Raw genomic sequence first — 18,622 nt, forward strand, 5'->3', positions numbered from 1 at the left:
GTAGAATAGAGATGTTTTAGGAGACACACTATGCAAATAGCCAACACGCTCAATGCCTCTTACATCCATATTACAAACACACCATCCTCGCAGAAAGAGGTAAGCACCTCCTCTTCGTCTCAAAAAACTGAAAAAAATAACGAAACTGAAACATTAACGACCGCACAAAAAGCTGTCATCTCCGAACTTCAAGCTACCGATACGGCTGTACGATCCCACGAGCGTGCTCATATCGCCGCAGGTGGTGGCGTCATTCGAGGTGGCGCTGTTTTTAGCTACGAAAAAGCACCCGACAACAAGCTCTACGCTGTTGGAGGCGAAGTGGGCATCGATATTTCGGAAGGAAATACGCCCGAAGAGACCATTGCAAAAATGCAAACGGTGCGCTCCGCTGCGTTAGCACCTTCTGATCCAAGTGCCACGGATTATCAAGTGGCGTCCACGGCGTCCATACTGCAACTCAAAGCTCAATTAGAACTCTCCAAGACCAATCAAGCTGAACGCTTAGCCAAATCAGATGAGCCCTACGCATCTGCCAACAACGAAGAGAGCTCCACACTTTTTTCAAATTATGCTTAAGTGTTTCCATCTCGTTACCTTTTTATAACTTTTTTTTGATAAAATAATCCACTTTTACTAAAGGATAAAACGTGCCTGATTTAACCGACTCTAGCCTTTACCTTAACCGCGAGCTTTCATGGCTCAAATTTAATACAAGAGTCCTCACTCAATCTCTCAAAAAAGAACTACCTCTTTTTGAGCGACTCAAATTTTTAGCCATTTATGCTACCAACCTTGATGAATTTTACATGATTCGTGTGGCGGGTCTTAAACAACTCTTTAGCGCCGGTGTCATTGAAACAGGAGCGGATCAAAAAACGCCTCTGGATCAGCTTCGAGAGATCAGAAGCTACCTTGCCAGCGAAAAAGAGGTGATTCAAAGCAGTTATGAAGAGATCGTTAAAGATCTTGAAAAAGAGAACCTTTTTATTACGGCATACGACGATCTTACGCCTGCACTCGCAAAGCTTTCGGATGAGTATTTTTTCTCCAATATTTTGCCTGTCATCGTCCCCATTGCCGTCAATGCAACCCATCCGTTTCCGCATCTAAACAACCTGAGTTTCTCTCTTGCCGTCAAATTACAAGACAGCGAAAGCGATGAAGAAGGAAACTATAAATACGGCATGATTCGCATTCCGCGCGTGTTGCCACGCTTTTTTCAAGCAGGAGATCATACGTATGTGCCGATTGAAACGATTGTTCGCAAACATGCGGAAGAGATTTTCCCTGGGTATAAGCTGGTCGCATCCGCTGCGTTTAGAGTGACACGAAATGCGGATATGGTCATCGAAGAAGAAGAAGCCGATGATTTTATGATGATCATGGAACAAGGTCTAAAACTGCGCCGCAAAGGGGCTTTCGTACGCCTTAACATCCAAGAAGGAGCCGATCCTGATCTGCTCAATTTCCTCAATTCGCACATGCAAATTTTCTTTAAAGACATCTATGCCTATAAAATCCCTCTCAACCTTGGGGCACTGTGGCAAATTGTAGGCAATAAAGACTTTTCACATCTTGCCTTGCCACCGTACAATCCCAAAACATTGCCTCCCTTTGATAGTAACGAGTCCGTTTTTAACGTAATCGACAAAGGCGATGTGTTGCTTTTTCATCCGTATGAGAGTTTTGATCCTGTTTTAAGACTGATTCGTGAAGCATCTAAAGACCCTAAAGTTGTCTCTATTCGCATGACACTTTACCGTGTGGAGAAAAATTCGCAAATCGTTCAAGCGCTGATCGACGCGGCGAATGAAGGCAAACAAGTCACTGCTGTGGTAGAGCTTAAAGCGCGTTTTGATGAAGAGAATAACCTGCATTGGGCCAAAGCGTTGGAGCAAGCGGGTGCGCACGTGGTGTATGGCATCACGGGATTTAAAGTGCATGCAAAAATTGCGCAAGTGATTCGCCAAGAAGAAGATGGAAAACTGAAATTTTACATGCACTTTAGCACGGGAAATTACAACGGCTCAACGGCAAAAATTTATACCGACACCAGTTTCTTTACATGTAAAGAAGATTTTGCCAAAGATGGCACGATGTTTTTCCACATTTTATCGGGCTTTTCAAAGCATAGAAGACTTGACACACTTTCAATGTCACCAACACAAATCAAGCCTAAAGTCATTAGCCTGATCAATAATGAAGCCAAATATGGTGCCGAAGGGCGTATCATTGTGAAAATGAACTCTTTGGTTGATCCTGATGTGATTCAAGCGCTCTACAACGCTTCGATGCAAGGCGTTCAGATCGATATTATCGCACGAGGAATTTGTTGTTTACGCCCAGGCGTTGAAGGTATTAGTGAAAATATTCGCGTCAAATCTATCGTGGGTAAGTATTTGGAACATGCGCGTATCTTCTACTTTAAAAATGGCGATCCAACGCCAACGTTTATCTCCAGTGCCGATTGGATGCCTCGAAATCTTGAGCGAAGATTGGAGTTGATGACACCAATTTTTGACAAAGCGTTGCAACAGAAGCTCTTTGAGATTTTACAACTTCAACTCAATGACAATGTCCTCAGTTGGAATTTAGAGAACAACGGTGACTACACGCAAATTGCGTCAACCGATGAGCGTGCTATCAATAACCATATGGTTTTGGAAGATTATATGAATAAAATCTACAAAGCGCAAAAGAAAGACACCAGCTCACACAAAGCTGAAAAACTCGCACGTCGCTTGTTTAAAGAGAGCTAAGATGATTATGGAGTTTCAAGGCATGAAGCCTTGCATTGCCTCTGACGTTTTTGTAGCACCCAGTGCGGACATCATCGGTGACGTGTGCATCGGTGAAGGAAGTTCCGTCTGGTTTGGCTGTGTCATCAGGGGCGATGTAAACTCCATCAAAATTGGCAAACGAACTTCGATTCAAGACCTCAGTATGATTCATGTCACGCATTTTAAAAAAGCCGATCGCAGTGATGGATTTGCCACCACTATCGGCGATGATGTAACCATCGCACACCGTGTGATGCTGCATGGGTGTACCATTAAAGATGCCTGTTTGATCGGGATGAGTGCGACGATTTTAGATGGTGCGGTAATTGGCAAAGAGTCGATTGTTGGGGCGAATTCACTCGTCACCAAAAACAAAACTTTCCCGCCACGCTCACTCATTATGGGCAATCCTGCGAAGGTCGTACGCGAACTCAGTGACGAAGAAGTCGCATCGCTTTACCATTCCGCCGATAATTATGTGAAATTTAAAGCGATGTATCAGTCGGTTTAACAGGCTTCTCTTTTTTCTTCTTTTTTTGATTGTGCGGTTTGGTAAAATCAATCAATTGCTCAACCGTTTGAACCTCTTCGGGTAATTTTTCCAACGCTTTAAAAAAAACTTGTGCCGTCGCTTTGGCATCGCACAGTGCACGGTGATGGTTTTCAAAGCCGATGCCCAAATAATCCGTCAATGCGCCAAGCCCATATTTGGGTGCTTCAATACATTTTTTCGCCAAATCAATCGTATCCAGTCTTCGGTTCAAAAGTGGACCAAAGCCTGCTTGTTCTAGCGAATAGGAGATAAAATAGTAGTCAAAATTGACATTGTGTGCCACAAAAACTGCATCTTTGATAAACAGGCGAAATGCTTCTAAAACAGAGCTGAGGGAAGGAGCATTTTGAAGCGCGGAAAGGCTGATGCCTGTGAGTTGTTCAATGCTATCAGGTAAAACATCGGCTTTGGCTAATGAGGAGAATTCCGCCACTTCCTTGCCATTTTCAATCATCACCGCACCAATTTCGATGATCTGATGCAAGGTGGGTTTACTGCCATTGGCTTCAATGTCCACGATGCAAAATTTTCCCTGCGTTATAGGCGTGCTCAGCGTCTCTAGTGTAAAAGCGTAGTTATTGTATTTCGTGATGGGAAGCCCCAAAAGCTTCAGCATAGAGAGGTCTTCAACATCCACAAATTCCAACTCTTTAAAGGTGTGCATTTTGGCAAAAAACTCTTTGTGAAAAATGGGCTTTTGCGTCATCTTATGGATATAACTATCGAAGGCTCTCACGCTTTGGCTCTTTGGATAAATGCGCTTACTTTGTCGTGATCTTTAACACCCTTGTTTCTTTCCACGCCACTGCTCACATCCACGCCGTAAAAGCCTAACGGTTTGATCTGTGCAACATTTTCAGGGCTCAGACCGCCTGCTAAAATAATATTGTCGCAATCCATAGTTTCAAACCATGAAAGATCGATCTGTTTTCCGCTACCACCAAAGCCATCCACATACGCATCCACCAGCCTGATCAAGCCTTTGTACTGCGCAATATCAGAAGCTTTTTGAGCTCGCACAACGCGTAAATAAGGCACTTTGAGCGCACTCCAAAAGGCATCATCGACCTCAAAATGAATCTGCGCCATATCCATTTTAGAGGCTTTACATGTAAGCTCAATTTCTTCTGGCGTTGCATCCACAAATAGCCCCATTTTCTTTACATGTAAAGGCAATTTCTCTGCAATGGCTTTCGCATTTTGAGGCGTTATGTAGCGAGGAGACTTTGGATAAAAGACAAATCCAAGCGCGTCTGCACCTGCATCTACCGCGCACAAGGCGTCTTCAAGATTGGTAATACCACAAATTTTGACCCACATTTTTAGACTTTTAAAGCATCAATAGCGCTTTTGTAATCGTTGGAGCCAAAAACATAATTACCAGCAACCACGATGTCAACACCTGCATTTGCAAGCGCTTCAATGTTGTGATTATTCACTCCACCATCGACTTCAATGAGTGTTTTTGCATTGCGTTTTAAAATCATCTCTTTTAAAATCGGTGCTTTTTCTAAAACACTGGGAATAAATTTTTGCCCGCCAAAACCAGGATTGACGCTCATTAAAAGCACCATATCCAAATCTTCAAGCAGATATTCAATGTGAGAAGGTGGCGTATGCGGGTTGAGAACAATCGCGGGAGAGATACCCAAGTCACGGATTTTTTGAATGAGACGGTGCGGATGTTTCTCCTCTTCAATATGAAAAGAGATGTATTTTGGTTTTAAAGGTGCAAAAAGATCGACAAAAAAAGTGTTGTTTTCAACCATCAAATGAATGTCTAGAGGCTTGGTAGAAGCCTTAGCTACCGCACTGACCACAACGGGTCCAATGGTGAGATTGGGAACAAAATGCCCATCCATCACATCCACATGTACCAAATCACAGCCTGCTTCACAAATCGATACGATCTCTTCTCTTAACCTGCCAAAATCAGCGGAGAGAATGCTTGGAGCCACTAACATCATCTAAACCTTTTAAAATCTATTTTAAGTTAAAAAGAGTGACAAAACCCGCACGAAACACGTTGTTCCGATGGGACGAAGAGCGAAGCTTCGGGTTCCTATCGTGAACAACTGTGTTGAGAAAGTGGTTTTGTCACTCTTTTTAATGAAATTGTATCAAAATTTATAATATTTTCGATATAATCTCAGGCTGCATTGAATTAAGCGTTTTTTTTGCTTGTTTCGTGTAGAATTCACGAAAAATTTTAAGGATATCAAGATGGCAAGAAAATGTGCTCTTACTGGAAAAGGCCCTATGGTTGGTAACAACGTAAGCCATGCTCACAACAAAACTAAAAGAAGATTCCTTCCAAACCTTAGAACTGTCCGTGTGACACTCGAAGATGGAACGACTAAGAAAATTAGAATTGCTGCTTCAACACTTCGCACGATGAAGAAAAACGGCTAAAATTTCTCCTTCACGGGGAAATTTTATGCGTGTTTTTTTTACGTTGCCACCCACTTTCACACCAAAATCCTAAAGGATTTACCCATGTTTACCATTCTCCCGCTTAAAAATGGACTTGATAACGTAGCTGGTTTTTTCTGCCAAGGCGTTCACGCAGGTTTTAAACCAAACGGCAATAACGATGTTGCGTTTATTCGCTCAAACGAACTCTGTGATGTTTCTTCTGTTTTCACTACCAATGTCTTTCAAGCCGCACCCATTAAGCACTTTTTACGTTACCCCAAAGGATTTCAAACCAATTTTATTTTGATGAACGCTAAAAATGCCAATGCCATGACGGGTGAAAAAGGGATTGAAGATATAGAGACCCTTTTTGGTAAACTCAAAATGAAATTTCCTTCGATTCAGAACCCAATTATGAGCTCAACGGGTGTGATTGGCTATCGTCTCAATGTGGAGAAACTCTCAACCGCGTTTGATCTTTTTGATTTTAACGCCAAAGATTCGCACGCAACCGCATCAGCGATCATGACAACCGACAGCTTCAAAAAAGAGCTCTGCTTTAAAGTCCTTTTAGACGATGGTCGTTTCTTTCATATTGCCGCGATCTGCAAAGGTGCGGGCATGATCAACCCAGCAATGGCAACGATGCTTTGCTTTATATTGACGGACGCAAACATTCCTAAGGCCGATATGGATGAACTTTTACCCCCAGCGATTGAGCATTCGTTCAATGCGGTCAGTGTCGATGGTGATACCTCAACCAACGATACCGTCTTACTTCTAAGCTCAAAACAGAGTGGTGCTTACCATGAAGAGGCGTTTAATGAAGCCCTTTGCATGATCACGAAGGAGCTGAGTTTAATGCTCGTACGCGATGGCGAAGGCTCAACTAAAGTGGTCGCTTTTGAAGTCAGTGGCGCGAAAAGTGTTGCTGAAGCAGAACGTGCGGCTAAAGCTTTGAGTAACTCTCTTTTAGTAAAAACGGCGCTTTTTGGCGAAGACCCTAACTGGGGGCGTATTGCTTCCACGATTGGTGCGAGTGGCATTACATGTAACGAAGACACCCTTGTGATTCACTACGATGATGTCTTAATTTACTCAAAAGATCAACGCTCACTCGATGCAGAAGCAGAGAAAAAAGCAGCAGCGGTTATGAAAAAAGAGTCGTTTCGCATTCACTGTGAACTGGGAATGGGCGAGGAAAATTTTACGGCATACGGCTGTGATTTAGGACATAAATACGTTGAGATTAATGCGGATTATAGGACTTAGCCCTTAAATTAAGCACTTTTTGATACAATAAAATAAATATACAAGGAGTTATCATGCTACACGAATACAGAGAAGTTATCTCAAAACTTAAAGTTGACAATGCACACTTTGCTAAAATTTTTGAAAAACACAATGAGCTTGACCAAAAAATTGCGGATATCGATGAAGGTAGAGAGCATTTGAGTGATGCAGATCTTGATGTACTCAAAAAAGAGAAACTAAGACTAAAAGATGAAGCATACGCAATGATCGTTGCGTACAAAAAAGAGAATAACCTCTAAAAAACCTGTTTGGGCTTAAAAGCCCAAACTTTCCACATTAACCACTTTCCCTCGACTGTTTTCTTTACAAAATTCTACAATCTTTCCATGAAATCGTGCAAAAAGTGCAGGTATTGCAATCTCTTTGCCATAAAGGTGATCGACTTTAGCCTGATTGCTTACAATTCCCTCTACCATCCACTCTTGCAGTGCGCCGTACGATTCAAAACTGTATCCAAAGGACGCTAAGAGTCGTGCCGTATACGCATCAACGACCATAGCTTCTTGCTTGCACGCATAACAGAGTATCGAATCCGCACTCTCTTCGCCAATCCCTTTTTGTTCCAACAACCACTCACGATCAACCGTTTCGCAAAACACCTCAAAAGAGTTAAACGTTTTAAGAATGGCTTTGGCTAAAAGATGTAGATTTTTAGCTTTCGTGTTGTAAAAACCACTGGGTTTAATGCAGGTTGAAAGTAAGTCAAGATCAAGTGTAACAAGTGTTTCCAAGCTATCAACGCCTGCTCTTTCCAAATGCGCCATGCTCTCTTCAACCTTTTCCCATTTGGTTTGTTGGGTTAAGATGGCACCTACAATCACCCAAAACGTGCCAGAACGCGGCCACCACAAAGGATCGCGCATGGTTTTAAGATAGCCTTGATTTTTAAGGGCGACCAAAAGATCAAAACTATTCATGCACGGCTCGTGCGATAATGCGCTCTTGGTCATCAAATACACGCAGTTTAAATGCCTCAACACATTTGCCCTTTTCGATTTCTATGATGACCATCTGCAAAATCTTTTTACATTTTTTTGGAATTTCTAAGGAAGCTGGAAGTCCCGTGAGAAACCGTTTGAGTGGAGCGGCCTTATCCATGCCTATAACGCCATCACGTGCCCCGCTAAGCCCTACATCGGTTACATAGCATGTTCCATCCACAATTTGCAGATCGTCTGTTCCTACGTGCGTGTGGGTACCTAAAATGGCACTCACGTTTCCTTTTAAAAGCATGTGCATCGCCCTCTTCTCAGAAGTCACTTCCGCATGAAAGTCAATAATGATGCTCTCAATACCTTCAGCTCGAAGTTCATCGACAGCTTTTTGCGCACGCAAGAAAGGATTTTCAACCATCGGCATCCCATAATGTCCCATCACATTGATGATCGCGACCTTTTCTTCCTTTACATGTAAAACGCTCACCCCTTTTCCAGGTACACCTTGCGGGTAGTTCAGCGGTCGTAAAATGGGCATCACATCCAAAAGCGGGATAATCTCTTTTTTATCCCACGAATGATTTCCACCCGTGAGAATATCCGCACCATAGGAGAAAAGCTCTTTGGCATGTTGCGCGCAAAGTCCAAAACCATGGCTGGCATTTTCGCCATTGGCAATCACGAGATCTAACCCAAACTCTTGACGAAGTTTGCGAAGGTGAATTTCAAGCATACTGCGCCCAGGACGGCCTACAATGTCTCCAATAAAGCCTATTTTCATGCTTTGCCCCTTAGCTGTACGAGCACGGTTGCGATGACATCATCATCGTCACGACTGCGTGATTGCAATGTTATCTTTTTCTCATCTTCGTATTTGATCGTAATGTTTTGCGCATAATTGGAAACGAGTACAACGTTCTGCCCTGTGGCTAAAATCTTGATCTCGATCAGCTCTAAAAACTGTTTTGTTGGAACATCAAGCTTGCCAAAACGATCCACCATCTCTTCTTCGATCTCTAAGACATCATGAATGCTTCCACACTTGCTCAGACGTCTGTAAAGCTCCAAGCGTACGCGATCTTCGGGAATGTAACTGTCGCTGATAAACGCGCTGATCGAGAGCTTGATGTCCACTTCACGTGAAGCAATCGGTGTTTTTCCCATCAAAGAGTTAATCGCATCTTCGAGCATTCGCAAATAGAGTGAATACCCAATGTTTTTAAGATGCCCACTTTGAGCCTCACCGACCAAGTTACCGCCACCTCTGATCTCAAGGTCGTGGTATGCTAGGATGGAGCCACTGCCCAGATACGAATTAGATTCGAGTGCGATCAGACGTCTTTTAGCTGACTCAGAGAGCTCTTCTTTATCTTTCACCAAAAAGTAGCAAAAACCTTGACGGCGAGAACGTCCCACACGACCGCGAAGTTGGTGAAGATCTGCCATACCAAAATGATCAGCCGAATCGATCAGAATCGTATTCACATTGGGAATGTGAATGCCTGATTCGATGATGGACGTGCTCAAAAGCACATCGTACGCCTTCTCTTCAAAGTGCAACATCTCTTTTTCGGTCACCGTCGCGCTAATTTCTGAGTGAAGCGTTAAGATGCGAAGATTGGGCATCATGGAGAGCAACTCTTTGCGTTTAGCTTCGATGGTCGCGATGCGATTGTGAACAAAAAAGACTTGACCGCCGCGTCTCATCTCACGGATAATCGCCTCTTTAATCACCTTGGCATCGTACTCTTTGACAAAGGTTCGCACATCTTCTCTGTCGTTGGGAGGTGTGAGCAGTTGGGAGTACTGCTTGATGGAACTCAGCGCCATATTAAGACTTCGAGGGATTGGCGTGGCACTCATGGAGAGAATATGAACGTTTTCACGGAAATTTTTAAGCTTCTCTTTTTGCTTTACGCCAAATTTATGCTCTTCATCAACCACGACAAGCGCTGGATTGAACAGTTCGACTTCAAAAAGGGAATGCGTTCCCACACACACCTGCAAAGCGCCACTTTTAAGCTCTTTTAAAATGACCTGCTTTTGTGCCGCGGTCGTAAAACGATCGAGTTGTGCTACTTTGATGTTGTACTTGGCAAAACGCGAGGAGAGGCTTTTAAAGTGTTGCGAACATAAAAGCGTGGTAGGGGCAATTAACAGGGCTTGAAAACCATTGCGAATGGTCGCAAAAATGGCATTCATCGCGACTTCTGTTTTACCAAAACCGACATCACCACTTAAAAGCCTGTCCATCATTTTACCGCTTTTAAAATCGCTCAGAATTTCGCCAATGACCCGTTTTTGATCTTCGGTATACGCAAAACCAGCGTCGGCTTCAAACTGAACCATCTCGCCCTCTTCCATTGCAAGACTAAGTCCATCCACCATCTCACGCTTGGCGGCAATGGCGATAATTTCGCTGGCAATTTCCAACAGTCGCTCTTTGGTTTTGGCTTTGAGTTTTTGGAAACTCCCTTTTCCAAGACGATCGACACTGACCAAACCGCCGCTTTCACCGATGTAACGATCGATTACATGTAAATTCTCAACGGGCAATAAAAGCTTGTCATCGCCCAAATATTCGATCAAAACAAAATCTTTGGTCGCACCAAGCACGATCGCTTGGGTTAACCCTTTAAAAATACCGATACCGTAGTTTTCATGCACCACATAGTCGCCATTTTTCAGCTCATCAAGGACGATATTGGCACGTTTGCGTTTGATTTTCGTCGTAGGCTTATTGAGAGAGAGAATGATCTCTTCAGCGTTCATAATGTTTACAATGCGCTCACTTTGAATCCACTTTACATGTAAAGAATCCACATCCACCATGCGAAGCAACACTTCGTTTCGAGCTAAAATCGTAATCTTTTTGGCTTGATGGAGTTCTAAAAATGTTTTGATATTGCTAGGCGCAATTTCGCGGTACTGTTTTGCTTCAGGGATGCAAGGAAGATTGTGAAGTTTTTGGGCCCCTTCTTCATCAAACAGGGCAATTTCACCCAGCTCTTCGAGCGCATCTGCACTCAAATAGGTTTTAAAACTCTCCGTATAAACCGCACCACTCTCGCCCAAAACCCAGAGTCCAAGGGAGTGAATGTCTTTGGTAAAGCTATCACTTTTAAGCGAATCAATACGCTTTTGCATCTGTGTATGACGCTCTTCATCAAGGGCAAAAAGGGCAGGAAAAAGGGTATAGCTCTCCAACTCTTCTTTCTCACTTTTTTGGCTTTCACAGTCAAAAAAACGAATGCTCTCTACTTCATCATCAAAAAGGCTGAGACGTAATGCTTTTTCACTATCGGGAGGAAAAACATCAATGATGTCACCCCGAATGGAGATTTCACCTTTGCCTTGCACCACATCGACTGCAAGATAACCCCAGTAAAACATCTGCTCACGAAAGCGCTCCAGATGCAGACGCATCCCAAATTCTAATGAAAACGTACTAAAAAGTTCAGCTTTGGGCAGGGGTGTTAAGAGGGTTCGAATCGGGGCAATTAAGATCTTTTTGCTGGAAGGATCTTTGTAGTACGCATGCAATGAGCGTAAAAGCTCCACCATCTCTTCATGAAAGGAGAGCAGATCATCGCCCATGTTGGCTCTAAGATCGGGTAAGAGATAGCTTTTTTTACCTAAAAACAGAGCGACTTCAGAGGCTAAGAAAGCCTCTTTTTCGCCTTTAACACCTAAAAGTTGGAGGTCATTTTTGGTCTGAAAAAATTCATAACACGCAGCTTGTAACAATCAATCCCTTTGCTCTTCATACGTCAGTGCTTCCACACTTTCCGTTTTAATTTTGCTTTCGCCCTCAAAGATGGCTTTGGCTTCAATGACAAGCTCTTTGGAGATCACTTTTCCCAAAAACTTGCCACCCTCTAGCACTTCAACATTGTCACAATTCGCATTGCCTTCAAAAAGACCGTTGATAATCAAACGGCTTGCATTAATCTCGCCACTAATGCGCCCTTGTTTTCCAATGGTCACAATGCTATCAGAGAGTACTTTTCCAATGATTTCACCGTCTACATGTAAACGTGTTTTGCAATTAAAAATGCCCTCAATTTTGGCTCCACTGGCTACGATGGTTGTTTCGGAAGCGGGTACTGCGTATTGATCAGCTTTATTAAAGATTCCCATGTGACTCTCTTCTCCTTTTTAAAGATTTCTGCAAAGTTAGACCCGCGCCATTTTAAAAATGTCTCAGGATTAAGGATGCGCCCAATAAACTTTATCTCATAATGCAAATGTGGTCCCGTTGACATACCACTGTTTCCAGAATAAGCAATCAAATCACCTTTTTTAACAAATTGTCCCTCTTTAACAGCAATTTTATTTTGTAAGTGTGCATAATAACTCTCAAATCCATAATTATGACTGAGAGAGACTACATTCCCATAGCCACTGTTCTGATTATACTGAATAATTTTAACAACACCATCCGCTGGTGCTAAAATAGGAGTTCCAACGGGAGCACGAAGATCAATGCCTGCATGAAAAATACGCCGTTTTAAAATAGGATTTTCGCGCCAACCAAAGTGAGAAGAGATATCGCTATACGCCATCACATCGCCACTAGGGATGTTATCAAAAAAAGTTTTTTGCTCCATGACCGTGACATCAATCTCTTCAAGCCTACTATCAAGACTCTCCTCTTCATTAATACGAAGACCAATCAATTCTTCCACATTACTGATTTTATCGCGAATGTTCTCATACTCTTGTGCTTTTTCAGAAATTTTGGCTTGAAGATCCTCATTTTGGAGAATAAGCTCATTGCGTTCTGCTATGGCACTCTCTTTTTTTGCCTCCAAGGTAGAGACCTCTTTCATCAAAAACAAGATGACAAAGCTTCCAATCAAAATAGACAAAGCAACGAACAGTGTAAAATAGAGCAAAAATTTCTTAATCAACTGATGCAATAAAAAATGTCGTGAACCATTCACATCGGAGATCGTGACGGTAAATTTATTTTTCACATAAACCCTTTAAAAATGCTTCCACAACCGAAAAAGAGCCAAAAACTAAATACTCTTTATCGCTCAAAATAGTCTCAAACGAAGCGATAGGAAGTGCTAATGTTTTCGCAACATCGTACAAATCAGCTTGATTTGCGGCCCTTGGACTCTCGATCTTAATCACTAAAATCGCTTCAATAATTGGTTTTAAAACCTCTAAAATAGTTTTAAAATCTTTATCTTTATAACTATTATAGACCAAGAAAACCTTTTTTTCGCCTAAACTCTCCACCAGCGCTTTCGCTGCCATCACATTGTGCCCGACATCCATCAGCACATTGGGCAAAATTCTCTGACATCGTCCTTGCAAAATCGTCGGAGAAAACGTTTCAAGATCACAATCATACCCAAGAATGGTTAATGCACAAAGGGCTGTTTTAAAATTTTCCTGTAAATAAAGTGGCAGTTGATGCTTCATTCCATAATCAATCAAAGCTTCGAGGTGAGGTTTATCAAAAAAGGTTTCGACCTCGTAAAGTTGGCTTTGAAGTTCTTGGGATTTTGCGTGTGCAATAGGCACAACTTTCGCATCATACTGCTTCGCTAAGACGATTATGCCCGTAGCACTGTTGATCTTCGTTTGAGCGATCTCTTCGATGGTTTCACCCAAAAACGCTTGGTGATCAAGCCCAATTGGAGTGATGATAGAAAGGCATTTTGGAAAGACATTGGTCGCATCAAACTCACCACCAAGCCCTGCTTCCAAAACAACAAAGTCACACAGGGGAGAGAAAATAACCATGGCGAGTAGTGTGGTGTATTCAAAGTACGAGAGCGATTGGGCTACCACAGGATCAAGCCAAGAGAGAAGTTTTTGATGCGCTTCTTCAAGGTGTTCTTCATCCACATCGTTTCCATCCAGCCAAATGCGTTCATTAAAGTGAAGAATGTGTGGTGACGTATAGTGTCCTACATGTAAACCATTTTCAAAGAGCATGTGTGCTAAAAAACGCCCCGTTGTCCCTTTTCCATTGGTGCCAACGAGGTGAATTATTTTAGGAAGCGTAAAATGAGATGCGATGCGCTCATAAGCTTTGGGCATACGCGCATAATCAATCTCATCGTAAAAAAGCGGTTTGGTCTCTAAAAAAGCGTGTAAATTCATTACAGAACAGGCATCACTCGATTGCGCCCTGCCTCTTTGGCTTTGTATAAAAAGGCATCGGCAGTACTGAGCGTTTCATCTTTAGATTTTTGCTGTGAGCGTTGAGAGACACCACAACTGACCGTGACATCGATACGCTCATTTTTGTAAAGGAATTTAAACTGTTCCACAATAGCACGAATTTTATCGGCAAAATGAATCGCATGCGCAAGATCGGTACTCGGAAGAATCACTAAAAACTCCTCTCCACCATACCGTCCAACAAAATCAACTTGACGAATGTATTTGCGCAAAATCTTACCTACGGTGGAGAGAATCACATCACCTGCTTCATGTCCGTAGGTGTCATTAACCACTTTAAAGTGATCGATGTCGATAAAACAGAGGGTATAATCGATTTTATAGCGCATAAACGCATCTTCCACACGACTCATCTCATTGGCAAGGGCGCGTTTGGTGGCTACATGGGTCAAGAAGTCTTCTTTGACCTCTTGTTTTGCGACTAAAAGCGCAGATTCGAGTTTTACAACACGGTTTTGAAGCTTTGTAATAGTCTCTTGATTGCTAACCATACGCTCACTGAGTGACTTGGTTTCATTTTCCAAAGAAGAGGCAATATTGAGTAACTTGACATGAACGTTTTCAAAACTATCCTGCGAAAAATTGATATTTTGAAGATCCGCTTTAATGACTTTGACCTGTTCATGGCTGAGATTGCTGCTTTGGATCAGTTCAAGGAGCTTTTTATTGATCTCATCAAGGATTTTATCCAACGCTGAAATTTTCTTTTGAACCTCTGTTTTATCCAGCTCAATGCGTTTGCCAATCAATGCTTTAATCTCTTTTTGAAGCGCCGGTGTGCCCAAAACATCTGGAGAAGTGCGCAATTCATGGCTGATCGCGGCTAATTCATCATTCATCCCTGAAGCAATCGAAGGCACAAGGGTTGCAATAATGAGAGGAACAATATCTCGATAAAGCTCCGTACTGGTATCTTTGCTCAAAATCTTAATCAGATCTCGAACCATCGCTTCTAGATCTTCTTTGCTGACATGCCCAAAAGCATCGAGTTTTTTAAGGTAACTGTCATCGTAATTGGAGATAAAATCAAACCACTTCTCTTTGACCAGATCAATGGACTGTAAGTTTTGATGAAAATCGAGGCGTTCGAGTGAAGCATTCGCCAAACTGGTGGCTTTTGCATCATGTAAAAGGGTAATTGCTTGAAGCACGCGTTTGGTCAAAATAGCTAAAGAGCTGACCATTTTAAGAGAATCGCCTTCGTTAGCACGGTTGAGCTTTGCGACCAAAAAAGCGAGGAGTTCATCGACATTGCTGATGCTAAAACGCTTCATATCCGTCACAATGTTCGGATCAAGTTTTTTAGTGTATTTATCAACTTTTTGGCAATCTTCAACAATCACGCCCTTTTGTTTCGCCACTTTACAAAAGACTTTGGCGTAATTATCGGGCGTTAAATTAAGATGTTCTTCCTTAATAAGCTCTAGCGAATCTCTAATAATTTCATTAATTGTTGTTGCCATTTCGAAGTCCTTTAATCGCAATCTTAGAGACAAACTCATCTAAAGCATCACTTGCGGCATATCGGATCGCTTCAAAGCGGTTGGTGTCAGAGATGACACTGTTGGCTTCAATGGAGAAGTCATACTCGCCTGTTGCTGTTAATTTTTCAACTTTTTTCGCGGCATTTTCGTAATTCATAGCTAAAACAACTGTCGTTTTATAGGCGATAACATACCCATAGGTATCATACACAGTTGGTGAAAAAGAGATGCTTTGAATTCTTACATGTAAAACACTGTCCGCTTGTTCTTTTGAAACCAATTTGCCACTAAAACGGCTTACAATCGCTTCATTCACGGCATCTTTGATAAGAACACTGTTTCTTGGATCTTGCCTTGAGATGGTCACTTCAGCATAGATTTTATCGCCTAAGGCACTTTTCGCATAATACGAGGATGGTTTATAACCGCATCCACTGATAAAAGCTATTATTAAGAGTCCAAGAAAAAGTTGTTTCATATTACTTTACCACCAAGTTTATCAATTTATTGGGAACGTAGATCTCTTTGAGAAGCTCACATCCTTCTAACCATTTTGCCACACTCTGCTTGCCAAGGCGTAAAGCTTCTTCTTTTGAGATGGAGGTTTCCACTTCAATTTCAGCGCGCTTTTTACCATTGACAGTTACTGCGAGTATCATACTATCTTCTACAAAAACTTCTTCTTTAATCGCAATGGGTGCTAAATTAACACGTCCAAAAAGGCTCTCACTCATCTCCCAGCACAGATGCGGCACAATTGGCTCTAAAAGATTAAGCAGGACAAAATACCCTTCACTCCAAACCGCTTGATCGTTTTGGTCACTCAGCGCATTTAAGGCTTCCATACATGCAGCGATTAACGTATTGAAGGTGTAACTTCCTTCAAAGATCTCATTGGACTTCTTAAGCGCTTCGTAGACTTTCTTACGTGCGTATTTGGACTCTTTAGAAAGAGCGCTATGCTCAATAGAAGGGATTGCTTTACATGTAAAGCAGTTTTCACTCTTCTGCGCAAAGCGTTTTAAAAATCTAAAAGCACCTTCCACCGCACTGTCATTCCACTCAAGCTCTTTTTGAGGCGGAGCGGCAAAGAGAATAAACAGACGTGCCGTATCGGCACCATAGGTTTTGATAATCGCATCAGGATCAACCGTATTGCCCTTACTTTTACTCATCTTGGAGCCATCTTTTAACACCATACCTTGGGTCAAAAGGTTGGCAAAAGGCTCATCGCAATTCACATAACCAAGGTCTCTTAAAACTTTGGTGAAAAAGCGAGAATACAAAAGGTGTAAAATCGCATGCTCAATGCCGCCCACATATTGATCGACATTCATCCAGTAATTAGCACTCTCTTTATCAAAAGGGACATCATTCCACAACGATGGATCGGTTGTGTAACGTAAAAAGTACCAGCTCGATTGAAAAAAGGTGTCCATCGTATCGGTTTCGCGAACAGCGTCTGCGTTACATGTAGGACATTTCGTATGCTTCCACGTTGGATGTTTATCCAAAGGATTGCCCTCACCTTTGATCTCAACATCATCAGGCAATGCAACAGGAAGATTTTCAATTTTTTCAGGAACAAGCCCACATTTAGGGCAGTGAATCATCGGAATCGGTGCACCCCAGTAACGCTGACGACTAATACCCCAATCACGCAATTTGTAATTAATGACTTTCGTACCGATTTTTTGCGCTTCAAAATGTGCAATGATTGCTTTTTGTGCACGCTTAGAATCAAAACCTGTGAATTCACCTGAGTTGACTAAGGTACCATATTCTGTTGTTGCAACACTGCCATCAAACGCCGATGTTGTTTCAATACTTTGAAGAATCGCTAAATCATACTTTCTAGCAAATTCAAAATCGCGTTCATCGTGTGCAGGAACGGCCATAACAGCACCGCCACCGTATTCGATCAAGACAAAATTGGCAACCCAAACAGGTACCGTTTTTCCAGTAAGAGGATGAATCACATCGATCTCTAAACTCACACCCTCTTTGTCCGCTTGTGCGCGCTCGCGCGCTCCCACACTTTGCATTTTTTTGATCTGAGCAATTTTGTCGTCGCTTAAAAGCTTATGCGCGATGAGATGTTTAACAATAGGATGCTCAGGCGCAAGTGCGGAATAACTCACACCGTAAATCGTATCAGGACGGGTCGTAAAGACTTTGTAACTCTCAAATTGATGATCAAGTTTAGCACGAGATGCATCACTGAGTGTAAAACTAAACTCCAAACCTTCACTTCTTCCGATCCAGTTTTCTTGCATCGTTAAAACTTGACTTGGCCACCCAGCGCGGAGTTTTTCACAATCATCGAGTAATTCTTGTGCATACTGCGTGATTTTAAGGTAGTAACCTGGAAGTAAGCGTTGCTCAACAGGGTTATCACAACGCCAGCAGCACCCCTCTTCCACTTGCTCATTGGCAAGAACGGTTTGACACGTATTACACCAATTGAGTGTTGCGCTTTTTTGATACACCAACCCTTTGTTAAACATCTCAATAAAAATGCGTTGTTCATGCTTCGTATAAAGGACATCACTTGCTGCAAATTCTCTTTTTTTAGAAAATGAAAGCCCCAAAGAAGCAAGCTCTTTACGCATATAATCAATGTTTTCATAGGTCCATTTTTTAGGATGAACACCATGCTTAATCGCCGCATTTTCAGCTGGCATACCAAAGCTATCCCACCCAATAGGATGAAGAACGTTAAAACCATTTTTACGGTGATGACGTGCAATAGCATCCCCAATGGTATAGTTGCGCACATGCCCCATATGAATTCTTCCACTGGGATAGGGAAACATACTTAAAATATATTTTTTTGCTTTTGTAAAATCAGCCAAAGGTTCAAATGCATTCGTTTGATCCCATGTCTGCTGCCATTTTTTTTCAAGTTCTAAAGGGTTGTATTGCATCTTCTCT

18 protein-coding genes are annotated in these 18,622 nt (G+C 42.3%); 6 read left to right on the plus strand and 12 right to left on the minus strand.

From position 1 onward, the window contains the following. Positions 1–30 precede the first annotated feature (30 nt). From SMUL_RS11170 to SMUL_RS11180, 3 genes are all read left to right on the plus strand, one after another. The gene (locus SMUL_RS11170) at positions 31–579 is read left to right on the plus strand and encodes a putative metalloprotease CJM1_0395 family protein (protein WP_025345343.1); all 549 of its coding nucleotides are present in this window, start codon (positions 31–33) and stop codon (positions 577–579) included. Between the two features lie 71 nt (positions 580–650). Next, positions 651–2,762, plus strand: coding sequence for an RNA degradosome polyphosphate kinase (locus SMUL_RS11175; protein WP_025345344.1), 2,112 nt, complete (start codon positions 651–653; stop codon positions 2,760–2,762). Between the two features lies 1 nt (position 2,763). Further along, complete coding sequence (locus SMUL_RS11180) at positions 2,764–3,294, plus strand: gamma carbonic anhydrase family protein (protein ID WP_025345345.1); 531 nt, start codon at positions 2,764–2,766, stop codon at positions 3,292–3,294. Here the strand turns inward: SMUL_RS11180 and SMUL_RS11185 are convergent. From SMUL_RS11185 to rpe, 3 genes are read right to left on the minus strand one after another with little or no spacing between them, the layout of a single operon-like run. Further along, positions 3,269–4,072: a 3'-5' exonuclease gene (locus SMUL_RS11185; RefSeq protein ID WP_038533334.1), complete on the minus strand. Its 804-nt coding sequence runs from the start codon at positions 4,070–4,072 to the stop codon at positions 3,269–3,271. The genes SMUL_RS11180 and SMUL_RS11185 overlap by 26 nt on opposite strands. After that, positions 4,069–4,656: a phosphoribosylanthranilate isomerase gene (locus SMUL_RS11190; protein ID WP_025345347.1), complete on the minus strand. Its 588-nt coding sequence runs from the start codon at positions 4,654–4,656 to the stop codon at positions 4,069–4,071. Before SMUL_RS11190 ends, SMUL_RS11185 begins: the two co-directional genes overlap by 4 nt. A gap of 2 nt (positions 4,657–4,658) precedes the next feature. Beyond that, positions 4,659–5,300: a ribulose-phosphate 3-epimerase gene (gene rpe, locus SMUL_RS11195; RefSeq protein ID WP_025345348.1), complete on the minus strand. Its 642-nt coding sequence runs from the start codon at positions 5,298–5,300 to the stop codon at positions 4,659–4,661. A 259-nt stretch (positions 5,301–5,559) separates the two neighbouring features. Here rpe and rpmB point away from each other — a divergent pair, with 259 nt between their 5' ends. The 3 genes from rpmB to SMUL_RS11210 all read left to right on the plus strand — a co-directional run bounded on the left by rpmB (position 5,560) and on the right by SMUL_RS11210 (position 7,304). Continuing rightward, positions 5,560–5,748: a 50S ribosomal protein L28 gene (rpmB, locus tag SMUL_RS11200; RefSeq protein WP_025345349.1), complete on the plus strand. Its 189-nt coding sequence runs from the start codon at positions 5,560–5,562 to the stop codon at positions 5,746–5,748. An 84-nt stretch (positions 5,749–5,832) separates the two neighbouring features. Continuing rightward, positions 5,833–7,023 (plus strand): bifunctional glutamate N-acetyltransferase/amino-acid acetyltransferase ArgJ, encoded by a 1,191-nt coding sequence (gene argJ / locus SMUL_RS11205; RefSeq protein WP_025345350.1) that lies wholly within the window; start codon positions 5,833–5,835, stop codon positions 7,021–7,023. Between the two features lie 53 nt (positions 7,024–7,076). Next, the gene (locus SMUL_RS11210; protein ID WP_025345351.1) at positions 7,077–7,304 is read left to right on the plus strand and encodes a YdcH family protein; all 228 of its coding nucleotides are present in this window, start codon (positions 7,077–7,079) and stop codon (positions 7,302–7,304) included. 15 nt (positions 7,305–7,319) lie between these two features. Here the strand turns inward: SMUL_RS11210 and SMUL_RS11215 are convergent, their stop codons facing one another. Genes SMUL_RS11215 through leuS form a run of 9 tightly spaced genes read right to left on the minus strand, consistent with a single transcriptional unit; the run spans position 7,320 to position 18,615 of the window. Continuing rightward, on the minus strand, positions 7,320–7,982 hold the full coding sequence (locus SMUL_RS11215; protein WP_025345352.1) for a 3-methyladenine DNA glycosylase: 663 nt from the start codon (positions 7,980–7,982) through the stop codon (positions 7,320–7,322). After that, complete coding sequence (locus SMUL_RS11220) at positions 7,975–8,781, minus strand: TIGR00282 family metallophosphoesterase (RefSeq protein ID WP_025345353.1); 807 nt, start codon at positions 8,779–8,781, stop codon at positions 7,975–7,977. The genes SMUL_RS11215 and SMUL_RS11220 overlap by 8 nt, the downstream gene beginning before the upstream one ends. Further along, a complete protein-coding gene (mfd, locus tag SMUL_RS11225; RefSeq protein ID WP_025345354.1) occupies positions 8,778–11,747 on the minus strand; it encodes a transcription-repair coupling factor in 2,970 nt (989 codons plus the stop codon). The genes SMUL_RS11220 and mfd overlap by 4 nt, the downstream gene beginning before the upstream one ends. Further along, entirely contained in the window at positions 11,748–12,140 is a 393-nt protein-coding gene (locus tag SMUL_RS11230) for a bactofilin family protein (protein ID WP_025345355.1), read from the minus strand. Continuing rightward, the gene (locus SMUL_RS11235; protein WP_025345356.1) at positions 12,080–12,979 is read right to left on the minus strand and encodes a M23 family metallopeptidase; all 900 of its coding nucleotides are present in this window, start codon (positions 12,977–12,979) and stop codon (positions 12,080–12,082) included. The genes SMUL_RS11230 and SMUL_RS11235 overlap by 61 nt, the downstream gene beginning before the upstream one ends. Then, positions 12,969–14,123, minus strand: a complete 1,155-nt coding sequence (locus SMUL_RS11240; RefSeq protein WP_025345357.1) for a bifunctional folylpolyglutamate synthase/dihydrofolate synthase — start codon at positions 14,121–14,123, stop codon at positions 12,969–12,971. Before SMUL_RS11240 ends, SMUL_RS11235 begins: the two co-directional genes overlap by 11 nt. After that, a complete protein-coding gene (locus tag SMUL_RS11245) occupies positions 14,123–15,667 on the minus strand; it encodes a GGDEF domain-containing protein (protein ID WP_025345358.1) in 1,545 nt (514 codons plus the stop codon). The genes SMUL_RS11240 and SMUL_RS11245 overlap by 1 nt, the downstream gene beginning before the upstream one ends. Next, positions 15,651–16,166 (minus strand): LPS assembly lipoprotein LptE, encoded by a 516-nt coding sequence (lptE, locus tag SMUL_RS11250; RefSeq protein WP_025345359.1) that lies wholly within the window; start codon positions 16,164–16,166, stop codon positions 15,651–15,653. Before lptE ends, SMUL_RS11245 begins: the two co-directional genes overlap by 17 nt. Before the next feature lies 1 nt (position 16,167). After that, positions 16,168–18,615, minus strand: a complete 2,448-nt coding sequence (leuS, locus tag SMUL_RS11255; protein WP_025345360.1) for a leucine--tRNA ligase — start codon at positions 18,613–18,615, stop codon at positions 16,168–16,170. Positions 18,616–18,622: the final 7 nt, after the last annotated feature.

Source organism: Sulfurospirillum multivorans DSM 12446 (genome assembly GCF_000568815.1).
Classification (GTDB): Bacteria; Campylobacterota; Campylobacteria; order Campylobacterales; family Sulfurospirillaceae; genus Sulfurospirillum; species Sulfurospirillum multivorans.